This window comes from Acidovorax sp. FHTAMBA (genome assembly GCF_038958875.1).
Classification (GTDB): domain Bacteria; phylum Pseudomonadota; class Gammaproteobacteria; order Burkholderiales; family Burkholderiaceae_C; genus Acidovorax.
Genome location: NZ_CP152407.1, coordinates 1,403,138 through 1,425,375, shown reverse-complemented (window position 1 = coordinate 1,425,375; position 22,238 = coordinate 1,403,138). Strand labels below are relative to the sequence as shown.

20 protein-coding genes are annotated in these 22,238 nt (G+C 66.7%); 12 read left to right on the top strand and 8 right to left on the bottom strand.

Features of this window, described 5'->3' with window-relative positions; genetic code table 11:
• Position 1 precedes the first annotated feature (1 nt).
• Both AAFF19_RS06620 and xdhC read right to left on the bottom strand, forming a co-directional pair.
• Positions 2-1,240, bottom strand: coding sequence for a urate hydroxylase PuuD (locus tag AAFF19_RS06620; RefSeq protein ID WP_342721532.1), 1,239 nt, complete (start codon positions 1,238-1,240; stop codon positions 2-4).
• Positions 1,241-1,434: 194 nt separating this feature from the next.
• On the bottom strand, positions 1,435-2,238 hold the full coding sequence (gene xdhC / locus AAFF19_RS06615) for a xanthine dehydrogenase accessory protein XdhC (RefSeq protein ID WP_008905019.1): 804 nt from the start codon (positions 2,236-2,238) through the stop codon (positions 1,435-1,437).
• Between the two features lie 168 nt (positions 2,239-2,406).
• On the opposite strand from xdhC, the gene AAFF19_RS06610 reads away from it, so the two are divergent.
• A complete protein-coding gene (locus AAFF19_RS06610; RefSeq protein WP_008905020.1) occupies positions 2,407-2,889 on the top strand; it encodes a hypothetical protein in 483 nt (160 codons plus the stop codon).
• Positions 2,890-2,995: 106 nt separating this feature from the next.
• Here the strand turns inward: AAFF19_RS06610 and uraH are convergent, their stop codons facing one another.
• The gene (gene uraH / locus AAFF19_RS06605) at positions 2,996-3,346 is read right to left on the bottom strand and encodes a hydroxyisourate hydrolase (protein WP_008905021.1); all 351 of its coding nucleotides are present in this window, start codon (positions 3,344-3,346) and stop codon (positions 2,996-2,998) included.
• A gap of 109 nt (positions 3,347-3,455) precedes the next feature.
• On the opposite strand from uraH, the gene AAFF19_RS06600 reads away from it, so the two are divergent.
• From AAFF19_RS06600 to AAFF19_RS06585, 4 genes are all read left to right on the top strand, one after another.
• Positions 3,456-4,124, top strand: coding sequence for a GntR family transcriptional regulator (locus AAFF19_RS06600; RefSeq protein ID WP_342721531.1), 669 nt, complete (start codon positions 3,456-3,458; stop codon positions 4,122-4,124).
• A gap of 13 nt (positions 4,125-4,137) precedes the next feature.
• On the top strand, positions 4,138-5,112 hold the full coding sequence (gene puuE, locus AAFF19_RS06595; protein ID WP_008905023.1) for an allantoinase PuuE: 975 nt from the start codon (positions 4,138-4,140) through the stop codon (positions 5,110-5,112).
• A gap of 64 nt (positions 5,113-5,176) precedes the next feature.
• Entirely contained in the window at positions 5,177-6,955 is a 1,779-nt protein-coding gene (uraD, locus tag AAFF19_RS06590; RefSeq protein ID WP_342721530.1) for a 2-oxo-4-hydroxy-4-carboxy-5-ureidoimidazoline decarboxylase, read from the top strand.
• Positions 6,952-8,193 (top strand): ArgE/DapE family deacylase, encoded by a 1,242-nt coding sequence (locus tag AAFF19_RS06585; protein WP_342721529.1) that lies wholly within the window; start codon positions 6,952-6,954, stop codon positions 8,191-8,193. The genes uraD and AAFF19_RS06585 overlap by 4 nt, the downstream gene beginning before the upstream one ends.
• 181 nt (positions 8,194-8,374) lie before the next feature.
• Here the strand turns inward: AAFF19_RS06585 and AAFF19_RS06580 are convergent, their stop codons facing one another.
• Positions 8,375-9,709, bottom strand: a complete 1,335-nt coding sequence (locus tag AAFF19_RS06580; RefSeq protein WP_182118329.1) for a glycerate kinase — start codon at positions 9,707-9,709, stop codon at positions 8,375-8,377.
• A gap of 367 nt (positions 9,710-10,076) precedes the next feature.
• Between AAFF19_RS06580 and AAFF19_RS06575 the strand changes: the two genes are divergently transcribed.
• From AAFF19_RS06575 to AAFF19_RS06550, 6 genes are all read left to right on the top strand, one after another.
• Positions 10,077-12,383: an NADP-dependent malic enzyme gene (locus tag AAFF19_RS06575; RefSeq protein ID WP_342721528.1), complete on the top strand. Its 2,307-nt coding sequence runs from the start codon at positions 10,077-10,079 to the stop codon at positions 12,381-12,383.
• A gap of 248 nt (positions 12,384-12,631) precedes the next feature.
• The gene (locus tag AAFF19_RS06570) at positions 12,632-13,663 is read left to right on the top strand and encodes an ABC transporter substrate-binding protein (RefSeq protein WP_342721527.1); all 1,032 of its coding nucleotides are present in this window, start codon (positions 12,632-12,634) and stop codon (positions 13,661-13,663) included.
• A 96-nt stretch (positions 13,664-13,759) separates the two neighbouring features.
• Positions 13,760-14,584: an ABC transporter ATP-binding protein gene (locus AAFF19_RS06565; protein WP_342721526.1), complete on the top strand. Its 825-nt coding sequence runs from the start codon at positions 13,760-13,762 to the stop codon at positions 14,582-14,584.
• 17 nt (positions 14,585-14,601) lie between these two features.
• Positions 14,602-15,369 (top strand): ABC transporter permease, encoded by a 768-nt coding sequence (locus AAFF19_RS06560; protein ID WP_182118326.1) that lies wholly within the window; start codon positions 14,602-14,604, stop codon positions 15,367-15,369.
• A 142-nt stretch (positions 15,370-15,511) separates the two neighbouring features.
• Positions 15,512-16,357: an urease accessory protein UreD gene (locus AAFF19_RS06555; RefSeq protein ID WP_182118325.1), complete on the top strand. Its 846-nt coding sequence runs from the start codon at positions 15,512-15,514 to the stop codon at positions 16,355-16,357.
• Between the two features lie 59 nt (positions 16,358-16,416).
• Positions 16,417-17,163 (top strand): haloacid dehalogenase type II, encoded by a 747-nt coding sequence (locus AAFF19_RS06550; RefSeq protein WP_342721525.1) that lies wholly within the window; start codon positions 16,417-16,419, stop codon positions 17,161-17,163.
• A 21-nt stretch (positions 17,164-17,184) separates the two neighbouring features.
• On the opposite strand, the gene AAFF19_RS06545 is transcribed toward AAFF19_RS06550, so the two are convergent.
• The 3 genes from AAFF19_RS06545 to AAFF19_RS06535 all read right to left on the bottom strand — a co-directional run bounded on the left by AAFF19_RS06545 (position 17,185) and on the right by AAFF19_RS06535 (position 20,362).
• Positions 17,185-18,267, bottom strand: a complete 1,083-nt coding sequence (locus AAFF19_RS06545) for an adenylate/guanylate cyclase domain-containing protein (RefSeq protein WP_182118323.1) — start codon at positions 18,265-18,267, stop codon at positions 17,185-17,187.
• A 192-nt stretch (positions 18,268-18,459) separates the two neighbouring features.
• Positions 18,460-19,251 carry a metallophosphoesterase gene (locus tag AAFF19_RS06540; protein ID WP_246330690.1) on the bottom strand — a complete coding sequence of 264 codons (792 nt, stop codon included), beginning with the start codon at positions 19,249-19,251 and terminating at the stop codon, positions 18,460-18,462.
• Positions 19,252-19,291: 40 nt separating this feature from the next.
• Positions 19,292-20,362 carry a diacylglycerol kinase family protein gene (locus AAFF19_RS06535; RefSeq protein ID WP_182118322.1) on the bottom strand — a complete coding sequence of 357 codons (1,071 nt, stop codon included), beginning with the start codon at positions 20,360-20,362 and terminating at the stop codon, positions 19,292-19,294.
• 278 nt (positions 20,363-20,640) lie between these two features.
• Here AAFF19_RS06535 and AAFF19_RS06530 point away from each other — a divergent pair, with 278 nt between their 5' ends.
• Complete coding sequence (locus tag AAFF19_RS06530) at positions 20,641-21,486, top strand: phosphatase PAP2 family protein (RefSeq protein ID WP_182118321.1); 846 nt, start codon at positions 20,641-20,643, stop codon at positions 21,484-21,486.
• Positions 21,487-21,490: 4 nt separating this feature from the next.
• On the opposite strand, the gene urtE is transcribed toward AAFF19_RS06530, so the two are convergent.
• Complete coding sequence (gene urtE / locus AAFF19_RS06525; RefSeq protein WP_182118320.1) at positions 21,491-22,180, bottom strand: urea ABC transporter ATP-binding subunit UrtE; 690 nt, start codon at positions 22,178-22,180, stop codon at positions 21,491-21,493.
• Positions 22,181-22,238 lie beyond the last annotated feature (58 nt).

Below are 22,238 nucleotides of genomic sequence, written 5' to 3'. Positions count from 1 at the left end.
GTCACGGGGCTGTGGGCGCCCCCGCCTCAAACCAGCGCCCGATCAGCGCCCGCTCCGCATCAGTGATCTGCGTGGAATTGTTCATCGGCATCAGCTTTTGCACCACCACCTGCTGGTAGATGGCCTGGGCGTGTTGCTTGACCAGCTCCGGCGAGTCGAGCCGCAGGTTCTTCATCTGCACCGCCTCGCCGTGGCACAGGTAGCAGCGCTGCTCCAGCACCGCTTGCACTGATTTATAGTCATTTTGGCCACCAGCGCTTACCCCACCTGCGTCAGCAGCTCCTGAAACAGTAGCATTCGCATTGGCTGGTGGTACTGGCCGCATCCACACGATGGCGCCGACGATGACAGCCACGCCCACCAGCGCATAGGGCAGCGGGTTGCCATTGCGGCCCAGCTTGTAGCCGTGGCGCATCACAAAGAACTGGCGGATGGCGGCGCCGGCAAACATCATGAGGATGAGCACCAGCCAGTTTTGCGGGTGGCTCCAGGTAAAGCTGTAGTGGTTGCTGAGCATGGCAAACAGCACGGGCAGCGTGAAGTAGGTGTTGTGCACGCTGCGCTGTTTGCCGCGTTTGCCGTGGATGGGGTCCACGGGCTGGCCGGCCTTGATCTGCGCCACCACGGTGCGCTGGCCGGGGATGATCCAGAAGAACACGTTGGCGCTCATGGCGGTGGCGATCATGGCGCCCACCAGCAAGAAGGCTGCACGGCCTGCAAACCAGTGGCAGGCCAGCCATGAGGCCACGCACACCAGCACGAACACCAGCGCGCCGACGATGGCATCGCCGTTCTTCTTTTGGCCGAAGATGCGGCAGATGGCGTCGTACAGCAGCCAGAACACGACGAAGAACGCGAGCGCCACCACGATGGCGGTGACTGGTGCCCAGTCCATTTTCGACTTGTCGATGAGGTAGGTGCTGGCGCTGTAGAGGTACGACACCGTGAACAGCGCAAACCCGCTGATCCAGGTGCTGTAGCTTTCCCAGAAGAACCAGTGCAGGTGTTTGGGCAACTGCGGCGGGGAGACGGCGAACTTGACCGGGTGGTAGAACCCGCCGCCGTGCACGGCCCAGAGCTCGCCGCTCACGCCCTGCTTTTTCAGGTCTTCGTCCTCTGGCGGCGTGAGGCTGCTATCCAGAAAGACGAAGTAGAACGACGAGCCGATCCAGGCGATGGCGGTGATGACGTGGACCCAGCGCAACAGCAGGTTGGCCCAGTCGAGAAAGTAGCTTTCCATATCTCAACCTTGGCAGCGCGGGGCGCTGCAAACCTGCTCACCACTGCGGGCGCTCTGAGCAGAAATTTTGGTCGCGCACCTTGGCCAAACACGGAGTGTTGGCCGGGGCACCGCTGCGACCCATGAATCGGTGAAAAGTGTATGCAGGATTTGTTCCAGATTCCAGCCCCGGCTGTGGGATTGCTGGCCCGGAATTACCCTCGGCCTGACCCCTTCAAGGTCTGCAGCAGCTGCGCCGCCACCGCCACGGCGATCACCTCGGGCTCCTTGCCCTCAATGCCTGGGATGCCAATGGGGCAGGTGACCTGCGCGAGTTCGTCTTGCGCAAAGCCACGGCCGTGCAGGCGATTGCGGAATGTAGCCCACTTGGTTTTGCTGCCAATGAGGCCGATGAACGGCAGGTCACCCTGCTCGCGCTGGCGGCGCAGGCAGGCGGCGACCACGTCCAGGTCTTCGGCGTGGCTGAAGCTCATGATCAGCACGCGGCTGCCCGGGGCCAGGCTCGGCACGGCCAACTGCACGGGCTCGGAGTGCTCGCACACCACGCCCTCGGGCGCCGGGGTGGGGAAGATGCCATCGCGGCTGTCGATCCAGGTCAGCGCAAAGGGCAGCGGCGCCAGCACCCGTGCCAGCGCGTGGCCCACATGGCCGCCGCCGAACAGCGCCACCGGGTGCTGGCGGGGCGCCAGGCGCGCGGCCAGGCCGGCGGCGGGGGCCAGGTCGGCCGCGGTCAGCAGCTCAAATGTCAGGTACACCACGCCCCCGCAGCACTGCCCCAGCGCCGGGCCCAGCGCATGGCGCTGCCGCGCGGGACCGGGCACACCGGCCAGCTGGCGGCGCGCTTCGGCCATGGCCTGCAGCTCCAGATGGCCACCGCCAATGGTGCCCACGGTGCGATCGGCCAGCACGGCCATCCACGCGCCTGCTTCACGCGGGGCCGAGCCTTCGGTAGACTCCACCCGCACGAGGCAAGCGTTGGCGCCCGCCAGGGCCTCCATCAACAATCGCAAATCAGTCAATCCAGGTCCTTTATCGCTGACACCACCGCGTGGCGCCTTCAGACCGGGGCCTCGCCCAGCCAGTTTTACCCATCCACCATCATGCCGTCTCCAGCCCCCGAACGCCCTTCCAGTACCCGCAGCCGCCACTGGCTGCTTGCCGGGCTCATGGCCTCGGTGGCGGCACTGGTGGCCGCCTGCAAATCGGCGCCCGAGCCCCCTGCCCCCGTGCAGGACAGCCGCGCGCCCAGCACCGACCCGTCCACGGGCGTCAAAGGCCCCGTGCCCGGCAGCGCGGGTTCGGCCCGTGCATCCGCGGCCAGCACGCCCCGCGCCTACCGCCAGGACGCCGCCACCCACCTGTATGGACTGAACAAGAACCGCATTTTCAAAGGCAAGCTGCCACCGCTGCTGTATGCCATCGGCGTGCTGGAGGTCGATATCGACCGCACGGGCAAGGTCACCCGGCTGCACTGGATGCGGGCGCCCAAACACGCCCCCGAGGTGATCGCCGAAATCGAACGCACCGTGCGCGCTGCGGGCCCCTTCCCGGCGCCCACGCGCATGGGCAAGGTCACGTACACCGACACCTGGCTCTGGGACAAGAGTGGCAACTTCCAGCTCGACACGTTGACCGAAGGTCAGCTGTAGGGACTTCCCCCTGAGGCGCTGCGGGGCGGCCCTTGCCTGGCATCCTTGGCCTGGGCCGCGCCCCTGTCACCGCCATGTCGCTTGCCGCACTTCGCAGCCGGACTCCTTATGACCCGCGGTAGGTCGAATAGCTCCAGGGGCTAACCAGTAGTGGCACGTGATAGTGCTGGTCGGCGTGCGCAATGCCGAAGTCCAGGCTCACCTGGTTGAGAAAGTTCGGCTCGGGCAGCTGCACGCCCCGGGCCTTGAAGTACCCTGCCACATCAAACCGCAGCCGGTAGGTGCCGGTGCGCAAGCTGGCGTTGTCAAACAGCGGCACATCGGTGCGGCCATCGTGGTTCAACACCAGGCGCTTGATGAGGGTGGCGTTGTCGCCATCGGTGGAGTACAGGGCCACCTCCATTCCAGCGGCGGGGCAGCCGTTCATGGTGTCCAGAACGTGGGTGCTCAATCCCATGGTGAATCTCCTGCAAGGTAAGAGGCTGTCCAATCGGCGGCGATTGCCAGACCACAGTGTGTAGACCAAAAGTGTATACACTTTTCGCCATCTACCCTATCATGCCGCCATGGAATCCTCATCCACCAGCGCGATTGTTGAAGCGCTGACCCGCGCCATCGTGGAGCACCGCCTGCAGCCGGGCACCAAGCTGGCCGAACAGAAGCTGGCCGACCACTTTGGCGTGTCGCGCACGCTGGTGCGGCAGGCGCTGTTCCAGCTGGCGCAGAACCGGCTGGTCACGCTGGCGCCCGCACGCGGCGCGTTTGTGGCCACGCCTTCAGCCGAAGAGGCCCGCCAGGTGTTTGCGGTGCGACGCATGCTGGAAAGCGAAATGACCCGCGCCTTTGTGCGCCAGGTGACACCCGCCAAACTGCGCGCCCTCCGAACCCATGTCGCCGCCGAGAAGGCCGCCGTGGGCAGCCAGGATGCCAGCAGCCGCACCGAGCTGCTGGGCGACTTCCACGTGCGCATGGCCGAGCTGATGGGCAACGAGGTGCTGGCGCAGATGCTGGGCGACCTGATCTCGCGCTGCGCGCTCATCACGCTGATGTACCAGTCGGCCAGCGCGGCAGAACATTCGCACGAGGAGCACGCCGCCATCGTGGCCGCTCTGGCCGCGCGCGATGAAGAGCGCGCCGTGCAACTGATGCAAAGCCATCTTGAACATGTGGAGGCCAGCCTGGCCTTCGACCGCAAACGCCCCGCCAGCGACCTGGCCGCCGCGCTGACCTCTTGAACACAGCACCACCATGACCTACGACGCCACCGCCCCCTACCCCCGCGACCTGATCGGCTACGGCCCGAACCCGCCCCACGCGCAGTGGCCCGGCGGCGCCCGCATTGCGGTGCAGTTTGTGCTGAATTACGAGGAAGGCGGGGAGAACGCCGTGCTGCATGGCGACGCGGGCAGCGAGCAGTTTTTATCTGAAATGTTCAACCCCGCCAGCTACCCCGAGCGGCACATGAGCATGGAAGGCATCTACGAATACGGTTCGCGCGCGGGCGTGTGGCGCATACTGCGCGAGTTTGAAAAGCGCCAACTGCTGCTGACGGTGTTTGGCGTCTCCACCGCGCTGCAGCGCCACCCCGAGCTCACGGCCGCCTTCGTGGAGCTGGGCCACGAGATCGCCTGCCACGGCCTGAAATGGATCCACTACCAGAACGTGCCAGAGGACGTGGAGCGCGCCCACATGCGCGAGGCCATGGAAATCCTCCAGCGCATGACGGGAGAACGCGGAAGCTCGCAAGACCATGTGCATGGTCTGGGCTGGTACACCGGCCGCGACAGCCCCAACACCCACCGCCTGGTGGCCGACTACGGTGGCTTTGCATACGACAGCGACTACTACGGCGACGACCTGCCCTTCTGGATGAAGGTGCGCAAGACCGACGGCAGCGTGGTGCCCCAGCTCATCGTGCCCTACACGCTGGACTGCAACGACATGCGCTTTGCCCTGCCGCAGGGCTATTCGCACGCCGACCCGTTCTTTCAGTACCTGAAGGACACTTTCGACGCACTGTATGCCGAAGGCGACCCGGCTGGTGACAACGCGCCCAAGATGATGAGCATCGGCATGCACTGCCGCCTGCTGGGGCGGCCCGGGCGCATCACGGCGCTGCAGCGGTTTCTGGACCACATCGGGCAGCACAGCCACGTGTGGGTGGCCCGCCGGATCGACATCGCACGCCATTGGAAGCAGCACTTTCCTGCCCCAGTTTTTTAAGCCAAATTGGCCTCCAGCGCTTATCTGTATTGCGCCAGCAGCTCACTTTTTAGAAGCAAATACCATGTCCCTCACACTGGAACAACTCAACACCGCCAGCGCCGCCGAGGCCCTGGCGCTGCTGGACAGCCTGTACGAACACTCGCCCTGGATTGCCGAGCAGGCCCTGGCGCAGCGGCCCTTCCGAACGCTGGCGCACCTCAAGCACGCCTTGGCGCAGGTGGTGCGCACCGCGGAGCTGGACGCCAAGCTGGCCCTGATCCGCGCCCACCCCGAACTGGCAGGCAAGGCCATGGTGGCCAAAAGCCTCACGGCCGAGTCCACCAACGAGCAGAGCAAGGCGGGCCTCACGCAGTGCACGCCCGAGGAGTTCGAGCGCATCCAGCAGCTCAACGCCGCGTACAACGAGCGCTTTGGCTTCCCGTTCATCCTGGCCGTGCGCGGCCCGCGCGGCACGGGCCTCAGCAAGCGCGAGATCATCGACACCTTTGCCCGGCGGCTGGACAACCACCCCGAGTTCGAGCTGGCCGAGGCGCTGCGCAACATCCACCGCATTGCCGAGATCCGCCTGGCCGACAAGTTTGCCGCCGAGCCGGTGCTGGGCAACGACGTGTGGGACTGGCACGAGCAACTGGCCGAACACTCTGACCCCGGCTTTGCCGAAAAAGGCCAGCTCACCGTCACCTACCTCACCGACGCGCACCGCGCCTGTGCGCAGCGCATCAGCCACTGGATGCACGGTTGCGGCTTTGACGAGGTGGAGATCGACGCCGTGGGCAACGTGGTGGGGCGCTACCACCCGGCCACCAGCGGTGCACGCTACCTGATGACGGGGAGCCACTACGACACCGTGCGCAACGGCGGCAAGTACGACGGGCGGCTGGGCATCTTCGTGCCCATGGCCTGCGTGCGCGAGCTGCACCGCGCCGGGCGCCGCCTGCCATTCGGCATCGAGGTGATTGCCTTTGCTGAAGAAGAAGGCCAGCGCTACAAGGCCACCTTCCTGGGCTCGGGCGCGCTCATCGGCCACTTCAACCCCGCCTGGCTCGACCAGAAGGACGCCGACGGCATCACCATGCGCAGTGCCATGCAGCACGCGGGGCTTTGCATTGACGACATAGAAAAACTCCAGCGCGACCCGGCGCAGTACCTGGGCTTCCTTGAAGTGCACATCGAGCAGGGCCCCGTGCTCAACGAGCTGGACCTGCCCCTGGGCGTGGTCACCTCCATCAACGGCGGTGTGCGCTACCTGGGCGAGATGATCGGCATGGCCAGCCACGCCGGCACCACCCCCATGGACCGCCGCCGCGACGCCGCCGTGGCCGTGGCCGAGCTGGCGCTGTACATCGAAAAGCGCGCAGCGCAAGACGGCGACTCGGTGGGCACCATTGGCCTGCTGAACGTGCCCGGCGGCTCCATCAACGTGGTGCCAGGGCGCTGCAGCTTCTCGCTGGACCTGCGCGCCCCCACGGACGCGCAGCGCGACGCGATGGTGACGGACGTGCTGGACGAACTGGCCCGCATTGCCGGGCGCAGGGGCCTACGCTACACGCTGGAAGAATCCATGCGCGCAGCGGCCGCACCCAGCGCACCCGCCTGGCAGCACCACTGGGAGCGCGCCGTGGACGCGCTGGGCCTGCCCGTGTTCCGCATGCCCAGCGGCGCCGGGCATGACGCGATGAAACTGCACGAAATCATGCCCCAGGCCATGCTGTTCGTGCGCGGCCAGAACTCCGGCATCAGCCACAACCCGCTCGAATCCACCACCAACCACGACATCCAGCTGACCATCGAGGCCTTTGTCCAGGTCCTGGAGCAGCTCGCCAAGGAACACCAAACATGACCGCACCCACACAGCCCTCGTACGCCGCCCTCGACGCCTGGATCGACCAGCACTTTGACGAGGAAGTGCGCTTTCTGCAGGCCCTGGTGCGCGTGCCCACCGACACACCGCCCGGCAACAACGCGCCCCATGCCGAACGCACGGCAGAGCTGCTCAAGGACTTTGGCTACGAAGCCGAAAAACATGCCGTGCCCGCCGCCGAGGTGCAGGCCTACGGCATGGAGTCCATCACCAACCTCATCGTGCGCCGCACGTATGGAAGTGGCGGCAAGACCATTGCGCTGAACGCGCACGGCGACGTGGTGCCCCCCGGCGAGGGCTGGACGCACGACCCCTACGGCGCCGAGATCGTGGATGGCGCCATGTACGGCCGCGCCACCGCCGTGAGCAAGGGCGACTTTGCATCGTTCACCTTCGCCGTGCGTGCGCTGGAAGCCATAGCCAAGCCCACGAAAGGCGCGGTGGAACTGCACTTCACCTACGACGAAGAATTTGGCGGTGAACTCGGCCCCGGCTGGCTGCTGCAAAAGGGCCTGACCAAGCCCGACCTGATGATCGCCGCAGGCTTCAGCTACGAAGTGCTCACCGCCCACAACGGCTGCCTGCAGATGGAAGTGACCGTGCACGGCAAGATGGCCCACGCCGCCGTGCCGCACACGGGTGTGGACGCGCTGCAGGGCGCGGTACACATCCTGAACGCGCTGTACGCGCAGAACGACGAATACAAGAAGGTCACGTCCAACGTCACGGGCATCAAGCACCCCTACCTGAACGTGGGCCGCATCGAGGGCGGCACCAACACCAACGTGGTGCCCGGCAAGGTCATGTTCAAACTCGACCGCCGCATGATCCCCGAAGAAAACCCGGTGGAGGTCGAGGCCACCATCCGCCGCGTGATCGAACAGGCGGCGGGCGAGCGCGCTGGCATCAGCGTGGACATCAAGCGCCTGCTACTGGCTAACGCCATGACGCCGCTGGCGGGCAATGCACCGCTGGTCGATGCGATCCAGAAACACGCCGAGGCCGTGATCGGCGAGCCCGTGCCCGCCGTGGGCACGCCGCTGTACACCGACGTGCGCTTGTATGTGGAGCGTGGGATTCCCGGCGTGATCTACGGCGCCGGGCCGCGCACGGTGCTGGAGTCGCACGCCAAGCGGGCGGACGAGCGCCTGCAGTTGGAAGACCTGCGCCGCGCCACCAAGGTGATTGCGCGGTCGTTGCATGATTTGATGGCGTAGATCTGGTTAAAACCCGCCTCAGGCGCTTACCTATAAAGCGTTATGCGCTATCGATTTTATAGTCTTCGCCGTGCATGTATTGAAGGGCGGAGGCCGGGGCGACATCCCGGCTCCCGCCCGCAAAACAGGCAAACCATCAAAAAATAGCTGCTGCCACCCACAAAAAAACACACGCTGACAACTACAAAACCAAGATCGCCCGGAAGTCATTCACATTGGTGTGGGTAGGCCCCGTCACCACCAGATCTCCCAGGGCGTCAAAGAAGCCGTAGGCGTCGTTGCGGTCCAGGTGGGCGGCGATGCGCAGACCCGCCGCCTCGGCCCGCGCCAGCGTGTCGGGCGCCACACGGGCACCGGCGTTGTCTTCCACGCCGTCAATGCCATCAGTGTCCGCCGCCACCGCCCACACGCCCGGCTGCCCCTGCAGCGCCTGTGCCAGCCCCAGGCAAAACTCGCCCGCGCGGCCGCCCCGCCCCCGGGGTGTACCGGGCGGCTGCGGCCGCACCGTGACCGTGGTCTCGCCACCGGAGAGGATCACGCAGGGCCGCGCGAAGGGCTGGCCATGCTGTGCCACGGCCCGCGCGAGCGCGGCGTGCACCTTGCCCACCTCGCGCGATTCCCCTTCCATGGCGTCGGAGAGGATGTGCGCCTGCACGCCCGCCGCGCGAGCGGCCTCGGCCGCCGCTTCCAGCGCCTGCCGGGGCGTGGCGATGAGGTATACGGCGTGGCCAGCGAACACGGCGTCGCCGGGCTTGGGTGTTTCCAGCGTGCCGGCTTCGAGCGCCGAGCGCACCGCGGCGGGCACCTCGATGCGATAGCGGTCCAGGATCGCCAGCGCATCGGAGCAGGTGGTGGCGTCGGGCACCGTGGGGCCGCTGGCGATCACGGAAGGGTCGTCGCCCGGCACATCGCTGATGGTGAGCGTGACCACGCGCGCCGGCGCGCAGGCCGCGGCCAGCCGCCCGCCCTTGATGCGCGACAGGTGCTTGCGCACGCAATTCATCTCGTCGATGGCGGCGCCACTGGCCAGCAGCGCCTGGTTGATGCGCTGCTTTTCCTCCAGCGTGAGGCCATCGGCCGGCAAGGTGAGCAGGGCCGAGCCGCCGCCCGATATCAGGCACAGCACCAGGTCGTTTTCGGTCAGGCCCTGCGTGAGCGCCAGCATGCGCTGCGCGGCGGCAAGCCCTGCCGCGTCGGGCACGGGGTGCGCCGCTTCCACCACCTCGATGCGCTGCGACAGCCCCGCAGGCCGCGGCGGCGTGTGGTGGTACCGCGTGACCACGAGGCCCGACAGGGGCGCATCGGCCGGCCACAGCGCCTCCACCGCGTGCGCCATGGCGCCACCCGCCTTCCCCGCGCCCAGCACCAGGGTGCGGCCACCGCTCTCCGGGGTAGGTGGCGCCGGCAGGAATGCCGCCGTGTTGTGCAGCGGCAGCGCACGGCGCACGGCCACGCGGTAGAGGTGTTGCAGGAATTCGCCGGGCTGGCGGGCAGGATCGGGTGCAGGGGTGGTCATGGGCGTTTCTCCGGTGGCGATTGTGACGCGTGGCGTTCTCCTGCACGGCGTCGAATCCGGTATCCTGCGGGCCTCGATCAAGGCTGTGGCCCTGAACGTTGCTTCCATGGCGCCAGCCGCGACACCTTCCGCCGCTGTCCACGCCCCACGCCAGGCCGACGCCCACGAGCGTCCCGCCTGCGCGCTGCCAGGAACCCGTTACCCGGCCCGCCCCCGGGCCACAACCTGCGTGACCACACGCCCCGTGTGCCATTGCGGCCCCTGGGGTTGCGGCCCATGCTGCATACGCATAAACGTGCATGCCAGCCCGCCACGCCATCGGGTACCCTTGTTTTTGCTTTCCGCCCAGGACTTCCAGGATTTCCGTATGAACCAAAACATTTCCGCCGCCGAGCAGGCCCTGCGCGACGCCGCGCGCGAGTACCACCGCAACCCCACCCGGGGCAAGATTGCCGTCACCCCCACCAAGCCTTTGTCCAACCAGCGCGACCTGTCGCTGGCGTATTCGCCGGGCGTGGCCTATCCGTGTCTGGACATCGCGGCCGATCCCTCCAAGGCGTTCGATTTCACCTCGCGCGGCAACCTGGTGGCCGTGATCACCAACGGCACGGCCGTGCTGGGCCTGGGCGACATCGGCCCGCTGGCCGCCAAGCCGGTGATGGAAGGCAAGGGCTGCCTGTTCAAGAAATTTGCCGGTGTCGATGTGTTCGACATCGAACTGGCCGAGCGCGACCCCGACAAGCTCATCGAGATCATTGCAGCGCTGGAACCGACGCTGGGCGGCATCAACCTGGAAGACATCAAGGCGCCCGAGTGCTTCTACATCGAGCGCGAACTCAGCAAGCGCATGAACATCCCGGTGTTCCATGACGACCAGCACGGCACGGCCATCATCAGCAGCGCGGCGCTGCTCAACGGCCTGGAGCTGGTGGGCAAGCAGATCGGCGAGGTCAAGATCGCCGTGTCGGGCGCGGGTGCCGCCGCCATTGCCTGCCTGAACGTGATGGTGGGCCTGGGCGTCAAGCGCGAGAACATCTTTGTGTGCGACTCCAAGGGCGTGATCTACGAAGGCCGCCCCGGCGGCTATGACGAATCGAAAGCCACCTACGCGCAAAAGACCGACGCCCGCACGCTCGCCGATGCGGTCAACGGCGCCGACGTGTTCCTGGGCTGCTCGGCCCCCGGCGTGCTCACGGCCGAGATGGTGAAAACCATGGCGCCGAAGCCCATCATCCTGGCGCTGGCCAACCCCGAGCCCGAAATCCGCCCCGAGCTGGCCAAGGCCATTCGGCCCGATTGCATCATCGCCACGGGCCGCTCGGATTACCCGAACCAGGTGAACAACGTCCTGTGCTTCCCGTACATCTTCCGCGGCGCGCTCGACTGCGGCGCCACCAAGATCACCGAGGCCATGAAGCTCGCCTGCGTGCGCCAGATTGCCGACCTGGCCAAGGCCGACATCAGCGAAGAAGTGGCCAGCGCCTATGCGGGCAAAGAGCTGACCTTTGGCCCCGACTACCTCATCCCTACGCCGTTCGATTCGCGCCTGATCCTCAAGATTGCGCCTGCGGTAGCCAAGGCGGCGGCGGAATCGGGCGTGGCCACGCGTCCCATCGAGGACATGGAGGCCTACAAGGACACGCTGTCCCGCTTTGTCTATCAAACCGGCATGCTGATGCGCCCGGTCATCATGGCCGCCAAGGCCCTGCCCGACGCGCAAAAGCGCGTGGCCTATGCCGATGGTGAAGACGAGCGCGCCCTGCGCGCCGCACAGATGGCCATCGACGACAAGATCGCCGTGCCCATCCTGATCGGCCGCCCCGCAGTGATTGCCGCCCGCATTGCCAAGGCCGGCCTGCGCATGCAGCTGGGCAAGGACGTGGAGGTCTGCAACCCCGAAGACGACCCACGCTTTCGCCAGTACTGGGAGCACTACCACCAGCTGCTCAAGCGCGATGGCGCAACGGCCGAAGTGGCCAAGGCCGCCGTGCGCCGCTCCAACACCATCATTGCCTCACTGATGGTCAAGCTGGGCGATGCCGACGCCATGATCTGCGGCCTGGTGGGCACGTATGAAACGCACCTGGAACGCATCCACAGCATCATCGGCCGCCAGAGCGGCGTGAGCGACTACGCGGCCCTGAACGCCCTGATGACCAACCGGGGCACGCTGTTCATTGCCGACACCTACGTGAACGAAGACCCCACGGCCCAGCAGCTGGCAGACATCGCCTGGATGTCGGTGCAGGAGGTGCAGCGCTTCGGCATCCCGCCCAAGGTGGCCTTCCTGTCGCATTCGAGCTATGGCTCGTCCAAGCGCGCATCGGCCCGCAAGATGCGCGAGGCGCGCGACCTGTTCGTGGCAGCCCACCCCGAGATCGAGTGCGATGGCGAGCTGCATGGCGATGCCGCGCTGGAGCCGAACATCCGCAGCGCCTACATGGCCGATTCGACCCTGACGGACTCGGCCAACCTGCTGATCTGCCCGAGCCTGGATGCCGCCAACATCCTCTACAACGTGCTCAAGACGACAACCAGCGGCGGTGTCACGGTGGGGCCCATCCTCATGGGCGCCGCCGCCACGGCCTGCATCCTGACGCCTGCTGCTACCGTGCGCCGTGTGCTCAACATGACGGCCCTGGCCGTGGCCAGCGCAGCGGCGCGCCCCAAGTAAGGGCGCCGGGAGGGGCGCGGCAGGCAACCAACCCGCCTGCGCCCCGGCCGTATCCCCCGGGTGGTGCACCGCCGCCCGGGCGTGCACCATGTGGGGAAACCCTGCATGCCCGGACGCACCACTTCAGGGAACAATGGCTGCATGCCTGACCGCGTCCGCGCGAAAGCAGGCATCGATTTTGCTGAGTCCATGGCGACACCCCGCTGTGCCAACGGCACCTTCCCCAGCCTTTTCCGACAGGAGCCCCCATGAAAAAACGTTCGTTCCTGCAGACCGCCGCACTGCTGGCCGCTGCCAGTACCTTTTCGCTGGCGCAAGCGCAGACCCCCACGCCCATCAAGTTCCAGCTTGACTGGCGCTTTGAAGGCCCTGCAGCGCTGTTTCTGCAGCCTGTGGCCAAGGGCCATTTCAAGGCCGCAGGGCTGGACGTGACGGTGGACGCCGGCAACGGCTCGGGCGGCGCCGTGCAGCGGGTCGCATCGGGCACGTACGACATGGGCTTTGCCGACCTGGCGGCCGTGATGGAATTCCACGCCAACAACCCCGATGCGCAGAACAAGCCCGTGGCGGTGATGATGGTCTACAACAACACCCCCGCCTCGGTGATGGCGCTCAAGAAAAGCGGCATTGCCAAGCCCGCCGACCTGGCGGGCAAGAAGATGGGCGCGCCCGTGTTTGACGCCGGCCGCCGTGCCTTCCCCATCTTCCAGAAAGCCAACGGCGTGGGTGCCGTGACCTGGACCGCCATGGACCCGCCACTGCGCGAAACCATGCTGGTGCGGGGCGACGTGGACGCCATCACGGGCTTTACCTTCACCAGCCTGCTGAACCTGGAGGCCCGCGGCGCCAAGGCGGCCGATGTGGTGGTGCTGCCCTATGCCGACTTTGGCGTGAAGCTGTATGGCAACGTGATCATCGCGTCTCCGAAGCTCATCAAGGAGAACCCGGCCGCCATCAAGGCCTTCCTGTCGGCCTTCACCAAGGGCGCCAAGGAGGTGCTGGCCAATCCGGCAGCGTCCATCGAGCACGTGAAAGCGCGCGATGGCATCGTCAACGTGCCGCTGGAAACCCGCCGCCTGCAACTGGCGATCGACACCGTCGTCAACAGTGCCGACGCGCGCGCCGAAGGCTTTGGCCAGGTCAAGCCCGCTCGCCTGTCGCTGATGGCCTCGCAGGTGTCGGACGCGTTCAACACCAAGACGCGCGTGAACGCCGACGATGTGTGGAACGGCAGCTTCCTGCCGCCCGCCGCAGAGCTGAACATCCTGCCGAAGAAGTAAACGGCTCCGCGCCCCGCGGTACGTTTACTATATTTTTTATAGCTGCTTGCGCTTACCGTATAAGCGCTGGCGGCCATTTTTAGTCAAATTTTCTTCATGCAGGCTGCTGATTCCTATTTTGTGGACTTCCGCGATGTCTGGCTCGCCTACAACGACGAGCTGCGCGCGCAGAACCACTTCGCTGTCGAGGCGATCGACCTGCAGATCCGCCAGGGTGAGTTCATTGCCATCGTGGGCCCGTCGGGCTGCGGCAAGTCCACCTTCATGAAGCTGGCCACGGGCCTGAAGATGCCGTCCATGGGCAAGATCCTGATCGACGGCCAGCTGGTGACCGGGCCCCTGAAGATCTCGGGCATGGCGTTCCAGGCGCCCTCGCTGCTTCCCTGGCGCACCACGGTCAATAACGTGCTGCTGCCGCTCGAAATCGTCGAGCCCTACCGCAGCAACTTCAAGCAAAAGCGCAAGGAATACGAAGACCGTGCCCGCAAGCTGCTGCAAAAGGTGGGGCTGGCGGGCTATGAGGACAAGTTCCCCTGGCAGCTGTCGGGCGGCATGCAGCAGCGCGCCAGCATCTGCCGCGCCCTCATCCACGAACCCAAGATGCTGCTGCTGGACGAGCCCTTCGGAGCGCTGGATGCGTTCACGCGGGAAGAGCTGTGGTGCATCCTGCGCGACCTGCAGGCCGAACAGAAATTCAACGTCATCCTGGTCACGCACGACCTGCGCGAATCGGTGTTTCTGGCCAACACCGTGTACGTGATGAGCAAGAGCCCGGGCCGCTTTGTGGTGAAGAAGGAGATCGAGCTTGCCCACCCGCGCGAGCTGGAAGTCACCTACACCAAGGAATTCACGGACATCGTGCACGAGCTGCGGGGCCACATCGGCGCCCTGCGCAAAGTCGGTGCACCCATTTCGCAATAGAGCCCACTCCATTTTTCATGCACAAGAAAACCGTAGAACGCTGGTCACCGTGGATCCTGCTGGTGGCCATCATCCTGCTGTGGCAGATCATCTGCTCGGCCTTCAGCGTCCCTGAATACCTCTTCCCCAGCCCCTGGGTCATCGCCACGCAGCTGGTCGAGTTCAGTGGTGTGATCGCCGCCCATGCCTGGCGCACCTACTGGGTCACCATGGCGGGCTTTGGCATTGCCATCGGGGTAGGTGTGCTGCTGGGCTTCGTCATCGGCAGCTCACGCCTGGCCTATGCCGCCGTGTACCCGCTGATGACCGCGTTCAACGCACTGCCCAAGGCCGCGTTCGTGCCCATCCTGGTGGTGTGGTTCGGCATTGGCGTGGGCCCGGCCATCCTCACGGCCTTCCTCATCAGCTTCTTCCCCATCATGGTCAACATCGCCACGGGCCTGGCCACGCTGGAGCCCGAGCTGGAAGACGTGCTGCGCGTGCTGGGCGCCAAGCGCTGGGACGTGCTGACCAAGGTGGGCCTGCCCCGCTCCATGCCGTATTTCTTCGGTTCGCTCAAGGTGGCCATCACCCTGGCCTTTGTGGGCACTACGGTGAGCGAGATGACGGCCGCAAATGAAGGCATCGGCTACCTGCTCATCAGCGCGGGCTCGTCCATGCAGATGGGCCTGGCCTTTGCCGGCCTGATGGTGGTGGGCGCCATGGCCATGGTGATGTACGAGCTGTTCAGCGCCATCGAGAAGCGCACCACAGGGTGGGCGCACCGGGGCTCGCAGGGCGAGTAACCACAACCATCCTGAGCGCCTTGGGATGCCGCGCCTGGTGCCGCGCCCGCCTTGGCAGCGGGCACACCGGGCAGTCACGATGACCTGGCCCCAGGCCCCAGGCCCCAGGCACCTTCACACTGATATCGACCGCCCCCCACCCATGTCCTGGCACGCCCGCCTGCAACTCGACTACACGGCAGAGCCCCCCGCTGGCAGCTCCCGCACCGTGGCCCGCTATGCACACCACGGGCCGCTGCGCATCCTGCAAAGCCTGTACCCCGAGGGCGACGGCATCTGCCACAACGTGCTGGTGCACCCGCCTGGCGGCCTGGTGGGCGGGGACACGCTGGACATCACCACCACCGTGGGCCCCGGCGCCCACGGCCTGGTCACCACGCCCGGCGCCACACGCTTTTACCGCTCCACCGGCCCGCTGGCCTTGCAGCGCAGCCACCTCACCCTGGCTGAAGGCGCTCGGCTGGAATGGCTGCCGCTCGAAGCCCTGTGCTACAGCGCCTGCCACGCCGAAAACCACCTCACGCTGAACCTCGCCCCCGGCGCCGAATGCATCGCCTGGGACGTGACGGCACTGGGCCTGCCGCACGCGGGCCAGCCGTTTGACCAAGGCCGATTCACCCAGCACCTGGAAGTGCCGGGCCTCTGGCTGGAGCGCGGCGTGATCGACGCCGCCGATGACCGGCTGCTGACCAGCCCCTTGGGCCTGGCAGGTCACCGCTGCATGGCCAGCATGTTCTTTGCCGCAGGCACGTCCCTCAACCGCACGCGCCGCGATGCGGCCTTGGACGCCGCACGTGCTGTGATGGAGCAACACCCCCAGGTTAAAGCCACCGCAGGCGCCACCAGCCCCAACGACCGCATGGTGGTGGTGCGCGTGCTGGCGCCGCAGGTGGAGCCTGCGATGAAGCTGCTCAAGGCGGTGCGGGTGGCTTGGCGGGAGGTGTTGTGGGGGTTGGAGGGGGAGGCGCCAAGAATCTGGGCGATGTAGGGCGTTGTCCTTGCTGCACACGCGACAGCGGGAGGGGTCCCGGCCCCGTACGATGCCGCATGAACCCGCACACACCCGCCAATCCGTCCGCCCTGCCCGCCGACCACTCCTTTGCCCAGGTGCAGGTGCTGGCCTTCGACATCTTTGGCACGGTGGTGGACTGGCACGGCAGCATCGCACGCGAGGTGCGGGCGCTGTACCCCCAGGTGGATGCCGACGCTTTCGCTCTGGCGTGGCGCGCGGGCTACCAGCCGGCCATGGCGCGCGTGATGCGCGGCGAACAGGGCTGGACGCTGATCGATGCACTGCACCGGCAAATACTGGACGAAATCCTGCCGCGCTTTGGCCTCGCACACCTGGGCGAGGCCGAGCGCCGCCAGCTCAACCGCGTGTGGCACCGGCTGGATGCCTGGGCCGACAGCGTGCAGGGCCTCACACGGCTCAAGCAGCGCTACACCATCACCACGCTGTCGAACGGCAACATCGGTCTGCTGACCGCCATGGCCAAACGCGCAGGGCTGCCCTGGGACTGCGTGCTGAGCGCCGAGGTGTTCAAGGCCTACAAGCCGCATCCCGACACCTACCTGGGCGTGGCGCGGGTGTTTGACCTCGCGCCGCACCAGGTGGCGCTGGTGGCCGCACACCACGATGACCTGGCTGCTGCGCGGGGCTGTGGTCTGCGCACGGCGTACATCGAGCGGCCGCATGAGTTTGGCGCGGCACAGCCCAAGGATGTGTCGCCCCAGCCGGGCAATGACCTGCATGCCACAGACCTCAACGCGCTCGCTCAGATGCTGGGATGCTGAGGCGCTCCGCGCGCGGCTGCCTCAACGCGCCACCAGCAGCTGCACGAACATCTGCACCTTGGCGCGGCATTCCGGGCTGATGGAGGTGAACTCCAGCCCGGCCACCCATTCGTCGCCATCGCGCTTGAGCGTGATGACTCGCGCATACACATCGGCCACGCGGTAGTCCACCAGCGGCAGCTCGAACTCCAGCTTGATCTCGCTGTGGGGTTCCAGCGGCTCGACCAGCTCCACCAGCAGGCCGTGATAGCCGATGTCCTGGATGGCGCCATGCACGATGTGGGGCACCACGATCTTGTCCTGCACACGCTGGCACAGGCAGGGCAGGCGCGCATCGACCCGGTGGCTGCGCCGGAACTCCTGGCGCGGCACCTTGAGCTTGTGGGAGGGTATGGCGATCAGCTCGCGCAGGTTGACAGGTTGTGTGCGGCCCTTGACATAGACCTGCATGGGCGCCGATGCCGACACCAGACCCCAGCAGCGCTGGTAGGTGGAGTCGCTGATGAGCACCTGGCCGCGCAGGCTCAGCGCCTCGATGCGCGAGGCCAGGTTGACGGCCTCGCCGATCACGGTGTATTCGGAATACACATCCGACCCAAAGCGCCCGGCCATCACCGTGCCGGTGTTCACGCCAATGCCCAGGAAAACCTCGGGCAGCCGCTCCTGCAGGTGCGCCAGGTTGAGCTCGCGCATGGCCATCTGCATCTCCACGGCGCACAGCAGGGCACGGTCCACATCGTCGTCGCGGGCCACGGGGGCGCCGAACAGCACCATGATCGAGTCGCCCATGAACTTGTCGATGCTGCCCTGGTACTTGAAAACCACCTCGCTCAGCCGGGCAAGGCAACGGTTGAGTGCTGCGATGACCACCGCCGCCGGCAGCGAGCCCGCCAGCGCCGTGAACCCGCGCAGGTCTGCCAGCAGGATGGTGACTTCACGCGGCGCAACGCCCAGCCCATCGCTGGCCGTGCCATGGGGCCAATCGGGGCCGCGCAGGATGGTTTCCATCTCGGCCTGCGCGTTTTCGCCAAGAGGCGCCCCTGTCTCCCGCTCGATCAGGGCCTGCAGGCGCCGCACGGCGTCGTTGTGAAATTCTTTGTGCATAAGAGCGGTGAAAACCAAAAGGGGCGATTTGTGCCGCGCAGCCCCCGTGGGCGTGCGGGGTTGGGGCAGTTCAACCCAGAATAGACGGGGGCCTGCAGCCGGTCAAGCCGGTGAAACGCGGGGGGCCCGGACGTGCCGGTTGCGCGCGCTGCTGCGCCGTTGCGGCACCGTGGTGCCTCCAATTTGCCGGAGTCACGGGGCCAGCAACGTGCGGCTCACGCAAGCAAACTCGCCCTTGGGGTGGTCGTAGTCCCACCGCGCGGCAAAACGGGCCTGGCCGCTCGCCACGGCACCAGTGGCTTCCACGCTCAGCACCAGCAGGCTGTTGGGGCTGCCGTGCCGCACCCGCCGGGACACCGCGGTGCCCGCGCGGCTGGCCCACAGGCCCGGCGAAGGCTGCACCAGGCCCGGCTCATGCACATGGCCGGACAGCAACATCTGCGCCCCTGCCGCTTGCCAACGCTGCAGCGCCACATCGGCACGACGGGGGCGGTGGGCCTGGTCGGCCGTATCGCGGGGTACCAACGGATGGTGGCTGGCCACAATGCGCCACGCGCCGGGTGGCGCCTGCGCCAGCCTTCTCACCACGTCCTCGATCTGCGCGGCGGACAGGCTGCCGCGTTCGTGGCGCCACGGCCTGGTGGTGTTGACCCCCACCACATAGAAGGGCCCCATCTGCCGTACGGGCTCCTGGTCCAGCCCGAACTGCTGCGCAAAGCGCTCATACGAACGGCCCCAGCGCATCCACCAGGCAAACAGTGGCAGATCGTGGTTGCCGGGCAGCACCAGCGTGGACCGGGCATGCAGCCCCTGCAAAAACCGGGCGGCCAGCTCAAACTGCGCAGCGGTGGCGCGCTGGGTGAGATCGCCCGACACCACCACCATCTCCACGCCGAGGCGCTGCGCCAGCCGCTGCGCCGCAGTGCACACCTGCGGGTCGTGTACCCCGAAGTGCAGGTCCGACAGGTGCATCAGGACATTCATGGCGGGCAGTCGCTACAACACCGACGGGGTTAGAGCCGCCTCAGGCGGGCACCAGGCCGCCCGATGCGGGCGCGAGCGCCTCGGTGGGCGGCTCGCTGGTCTGCAGATGCGTCGGCGCATCCTCACGCACGAGGGGGCTGGGCGCCACAAGCCACAGGGGGCGGTCGCTCAGGCGAAAATGCAGCGGTGGCTCCATCCATTCGCGCTCTCCATCAAACGCCACCTTGACCTGCGGGGGCCGCCAGCTGGCAGGCTCCACGGTCAGCTCCGCGCATGCCATGCTCAGCACGGCAGTGTCCTTGTCGAGCTGGCCGGTGGCGGCATGCCACACCGTGCGCGCCACAGCCCACCGGCCCTGCGGCTTGAGCAGTACCACCGCCAGCTTGCCGCCATCGGCCACCATCTGCGCCTGGGGGAGGCCCATGCGGTCCAGCTGCAGCGGGTTGTTGCCCACAAAAAGGGTGGACACCAGATGCTCCTCCGGTTGGGCCGTGGCATCGCGGTGGGTTTTCATCACCACACGCCAGCGGCGGCCGGCTGCCGGCCGGAACATGCTCCACACGGCCGACGCAACAGCCACCAGGCGTGACCGGCCAAACCGCCGGGAGGCCTTCTCACGCTCGGCCAGCAGCTTCGGGTACAGCCCCACGCTGGCGTTCACCATGAACAGCCGGTTGTTGACATGCCCTACCTGCACCGGGCGCATATCCCCATCGTGCAGTGCCTGCAAAAGCTCTTGCACGGCTTGTTCAGGCTCCAGCGCCAGCCCATGCTCGCGGCTGAAATAGTTGAATGTACCCATGGGCACCACGCCCATGGGAACGCCCACGCGCAACGCTGCGGCGGCAACGGCATTGATGGTGCCATCTCCGCCAGCGGCCACCAGCAGCCCCCCATCGGCGCGCGCGGCATACGCCGCATCACGGGCCAGGTGCACGATGTCGCCACGCTGGTCGGGAACATGCCACACCACGTCGTGGTCCTGCAGTGGGGCAATACCCTCCAGCCTGGCGCGCAGTGCGTCCAGGTCGGCACCCGGGCGCCGGGGTACCACCAGATGAATGGGACCGTGGGGTTTGGCAGAAGAAAGCGGTGGGTTCGAAGTGGTCATAAAAAGCGGGCAAAGCGCGTGTGGCCTGGCAAGCTGGATGCAGATGCAGATGCAGATGAAGGCCGAATCTCGGCCCTCGCATGCCGTGGCAACGCACGCCAGCCTGCCTATCGTTACGGCCGCTGCGTCAGCGTTCAGCCAGCAGTCGCGCCTTTGCGTTGTCAGCACCCGCCGACAACTGCGACGCTACGCTCTGCGCTGTACCGAACGCGGGAACTCAGGCTGCAGCCTGGGCTCCCTTGCTGGTTACCAACCGACCGCAGAGAAAGACCCGCCTGATGACGACGAACACCGCCGCCGCCGACTTTGGCGCCGTACTGGCCCAGCACCCTGTGGGCTGGTGGCTCGCTGGCATGGGTGCTTTCGCGCTGCTGGGCGTGGTGGCACTGCAAGGCCTGCGCGCCCTGCGGCGTGCAAGTCCGCCGCTGCATCGGCTGCTGCCGCGCCTGGAGGCACGGTGGCTGATGCTGGGGGCCATGGGCGCCTCGGCCTGCACCCTGGTGATGGCAGGCGCAACGATGGCAGCGCTGGCCGAAAGCGGGCGCCCCCAGGGCCCCTGGGGGGCACTGGACGACGCAGTGACCATGGCCCTGCGCGACCACGCCGACACCGCTGTGCTGCAGGGGTTTGCCATGCTCACCCACCTGGGGGACACCTGGGTGCTGACGGCGCTGACGCTGGCCGTGGCGGGGGCCCTGTGGCGGCAGCGGCGCCGACTGCTGGCCACGGGCTGGCTGGTGGCCATGGCCGGCAACGGCGCACTCACCAAGATTCTGAAAAATGTCTTTGAACGCGTGCGGCCCGAACATCTGCACGGCATCGCGCAGGCGGATGGCTACAGCTTTCCCAGCGGGCACAGCAGTGCATCGATGGTGGCCTACGCCATGCTGGCCTACCTTGCAACGCGGCTCCTGCCACGCGCCTGGCACCTGCCCGCCGTGGTGGCAGCTGGCATGCTGATCTTCACCACCGGGTGGAGCCGCGTCGTGCTGCAGGTGCACTACCCCAGCGACGTGCTGGCGGGTTGGCTGCTGGGCGCCACCTGGATGGTGTGCACTGTGGTGGTCATGGAAAGCGTCTCGCGCTGGCGCAGCACTGTGGGTCGCCACATGAAGCTGGCCTGATGCGTCAAATGGCGACCAGACCGCGGATCCCCTTGGCTTGCATCTCGGCGCCGGGCCCACGCGCAATGACTTCGCCCCGCTCCATCACTAGGTATTCGTCTGCCAGCTCCTCGGCAAAGTCGTAGTACTGCTCACACAGCAGCACGGCCATGCCGCCGTCGGCCAGCTGGCGAATGACGCGTCCAATGTCTTTGATGATGCTGGGCTGGATGCCCTCGGTGGGTTCGTCCAGGATCAGGAGGCGCGGCCCCGGGGCCAGCGCGCGGGCAATGGCCAGTTGCTGCTGCTGCCCGCCCGAGAGATCGCCCCCCCGGCGGCCCAGCATCTGCCGGAGCACGGGGAACAGCTCGTACAGGTGCGGGGACACGGGCGTGGAGCCATTTTTGTAGGCCAGGCCCATGCGCAGGTTTTCTTCCACGGTGAGGCGGCCGAAGATCTCGCGGCCCTGGGGGACGAAGCCGATGCCTGCGCGGGCGCGGTCGTAGGGCTTGGCCTGATCGATGGGCTGGCCGTCGAAGGTGATGGTGCCGCTCTTGATGGGGACGAGGCCCATGAGGCTTTTGAGCAGCGTGGTCTTGCCCACGCCGTTGCGACCGAGCAGCACGGTGACTTTGCCGGGGGCAGCGGTGAGGCTCACGTCGCGCAGGATGTGGGAGCCGCCGTAGTACTGGTTGATGTTTTGGACGGTGAGCATGGTGGTTTTTTGAGTGTTTTTGGCCTCTAGCGCTTATTCAGTAAGCGCCAGCAGCTAT

Excerpts from the sequence above, each read along its gene's own strand:
- AAFF19_RS06600 (WP_342721531.1), top strand. The coding sequence starts at position 3,456 with ATGGAATCCTCATCCACCAGCGCGATTGTTGAAGCGCTGACCCGCGCC.
- AAFF19_RS06550 (WP_342721525.1), top strand. The coding sequence starts at position 16,417 with ATGAACCCGCACACACCCGCCAATCCGTCCGCCCTGCCCGCCGACCAC.
- AAFF19_RS06580 (WP_182118329.1), bottom strand. The coding sequence starts at position 9,709 with ATGACCACCCCTGCACCCGATCCTGCCCGCCAGCCCGGCGAATTCCTG.
- AAFF19_RS06575 (WP_342721528.1), top strand. The coding sequence starts at position 10,077 with ATGAACCAAAACATTTCCGCCGCCGAGCAGGCCCTGCGCGACGCCGCG.
- uraD (WP_342721530.1), top strand. The coding sequence starts at position 5,177 with ATGTCCCTCACACTGGAACAACTCAACACCGCCAGCGCCGCCGAGGCC.
- uraH (WP_008905021.1), bottom strand. The coding sequence starts at position 3,346 with ATGGGATTGAGCACCCACGTTCTGGACACCATGAACGGCTGCCCCGCC.
- AAFF19_RS06565 (WP_342721526.1), top strand. The coding sequence starts at position 13,760 with ATGCAGGCTGCTGATTCCTATTTTGTGGACTTCCGCGATGTCTGGCTC.
- puuE (WP_008905023.1), top strand. The coding sequence starts at position 4,138 with ATGACCTACGACGCCACCGCCCCCTACCCCCGCGACCTGATCGGCTAC.
- AAFF19_RS06560 (WP_182118326.1), top strand. The coding sequence starts at position 14,602 with ATGCACAAGAAAACCGTAGAACGCTGGTCACCGTGGATCCTGCTGGTG.
- AAFF19_RS06540 (WP_246330690.1), bottom strand. The coding sequence starts at position 19,251 with ATGAATGTCCTGATGCACCTGTCGGACCTGCACTTCGGGGTACACGAC.
- AAFF19_RS06545 (WP_182118323.1), bottom strand. The coding sequence starts at position 18,267 with ATGCACAAAGAATTTCACAACGACGCCGTGCGGCGCCTGCAGGCCCTG.
- AAFF19_RS06620 (WP_342721532.1), bottom strand. The coding sequence starts at position 1,240 with ATGGAAAGCTACTTTCTCGACTGGGCCAACCTGCTGTTGCGCTGGGTC.
- AAFF19_RS06585 (WP_342721529.1), top strand. The coding sequence starts at position 6,952 with ATGACCGCACCCACACAGCCCTCGTACGCCGCCCTCGACGCCTGGATC.
- xdhC (WP_008905019.1), bottom strand. The coding sequence starts at position 2,238 with ATGGAGGCCCTGGCGGGCGCCAACGCTTGCCTCGTGCGGGTGGAGTCT.
- AAFF19_RS06610 (WP_008905020.1), top strand. The coding sequence starts at position 2,407 with ATGGCCTCGGTGGCGGCACTGGTGGCCGCCTGCAAATCGGCGCCCGAG.
- AAFF19_RS06535 (WP_182118322.1), bottom strand. The coding sequence starts at position 20,362 with ATGACCACTTCGAACCCACCGCTTTCTTCTGCCAAACCCCACGGTCCC.
- urtE (WP_182118320.1), bottom strand. The coding sequence starts at position 22,180 with ATGCTCACCGTCCAAAACATCAACCAGTACTACGGCGGCTCCCACATC.
- AAFF19_RS06555 (WP_182118325.1), top strand. The coding sequence starts at position 15,512 with ATGTCCTGGCACGCCCGCCTGCAACTCGACTACACGGCAGAGCCCCCC.
- AAFF19_RS06530 (WP_182118321.1), top strand. The coding sequence starts at position 20,641 with ATGACGACGAACACCGCCGCCGCCGACTTTGGCGCCGTACTGGCCCAG.
- AAFF19_RS06570 (WP_342721527.1), top strand. The coding sequence starts at position 12,632 with ATGAAAAAACGTTCGTTCCTGCAGACCGCCGCACTGCTGGCCGCTGCC.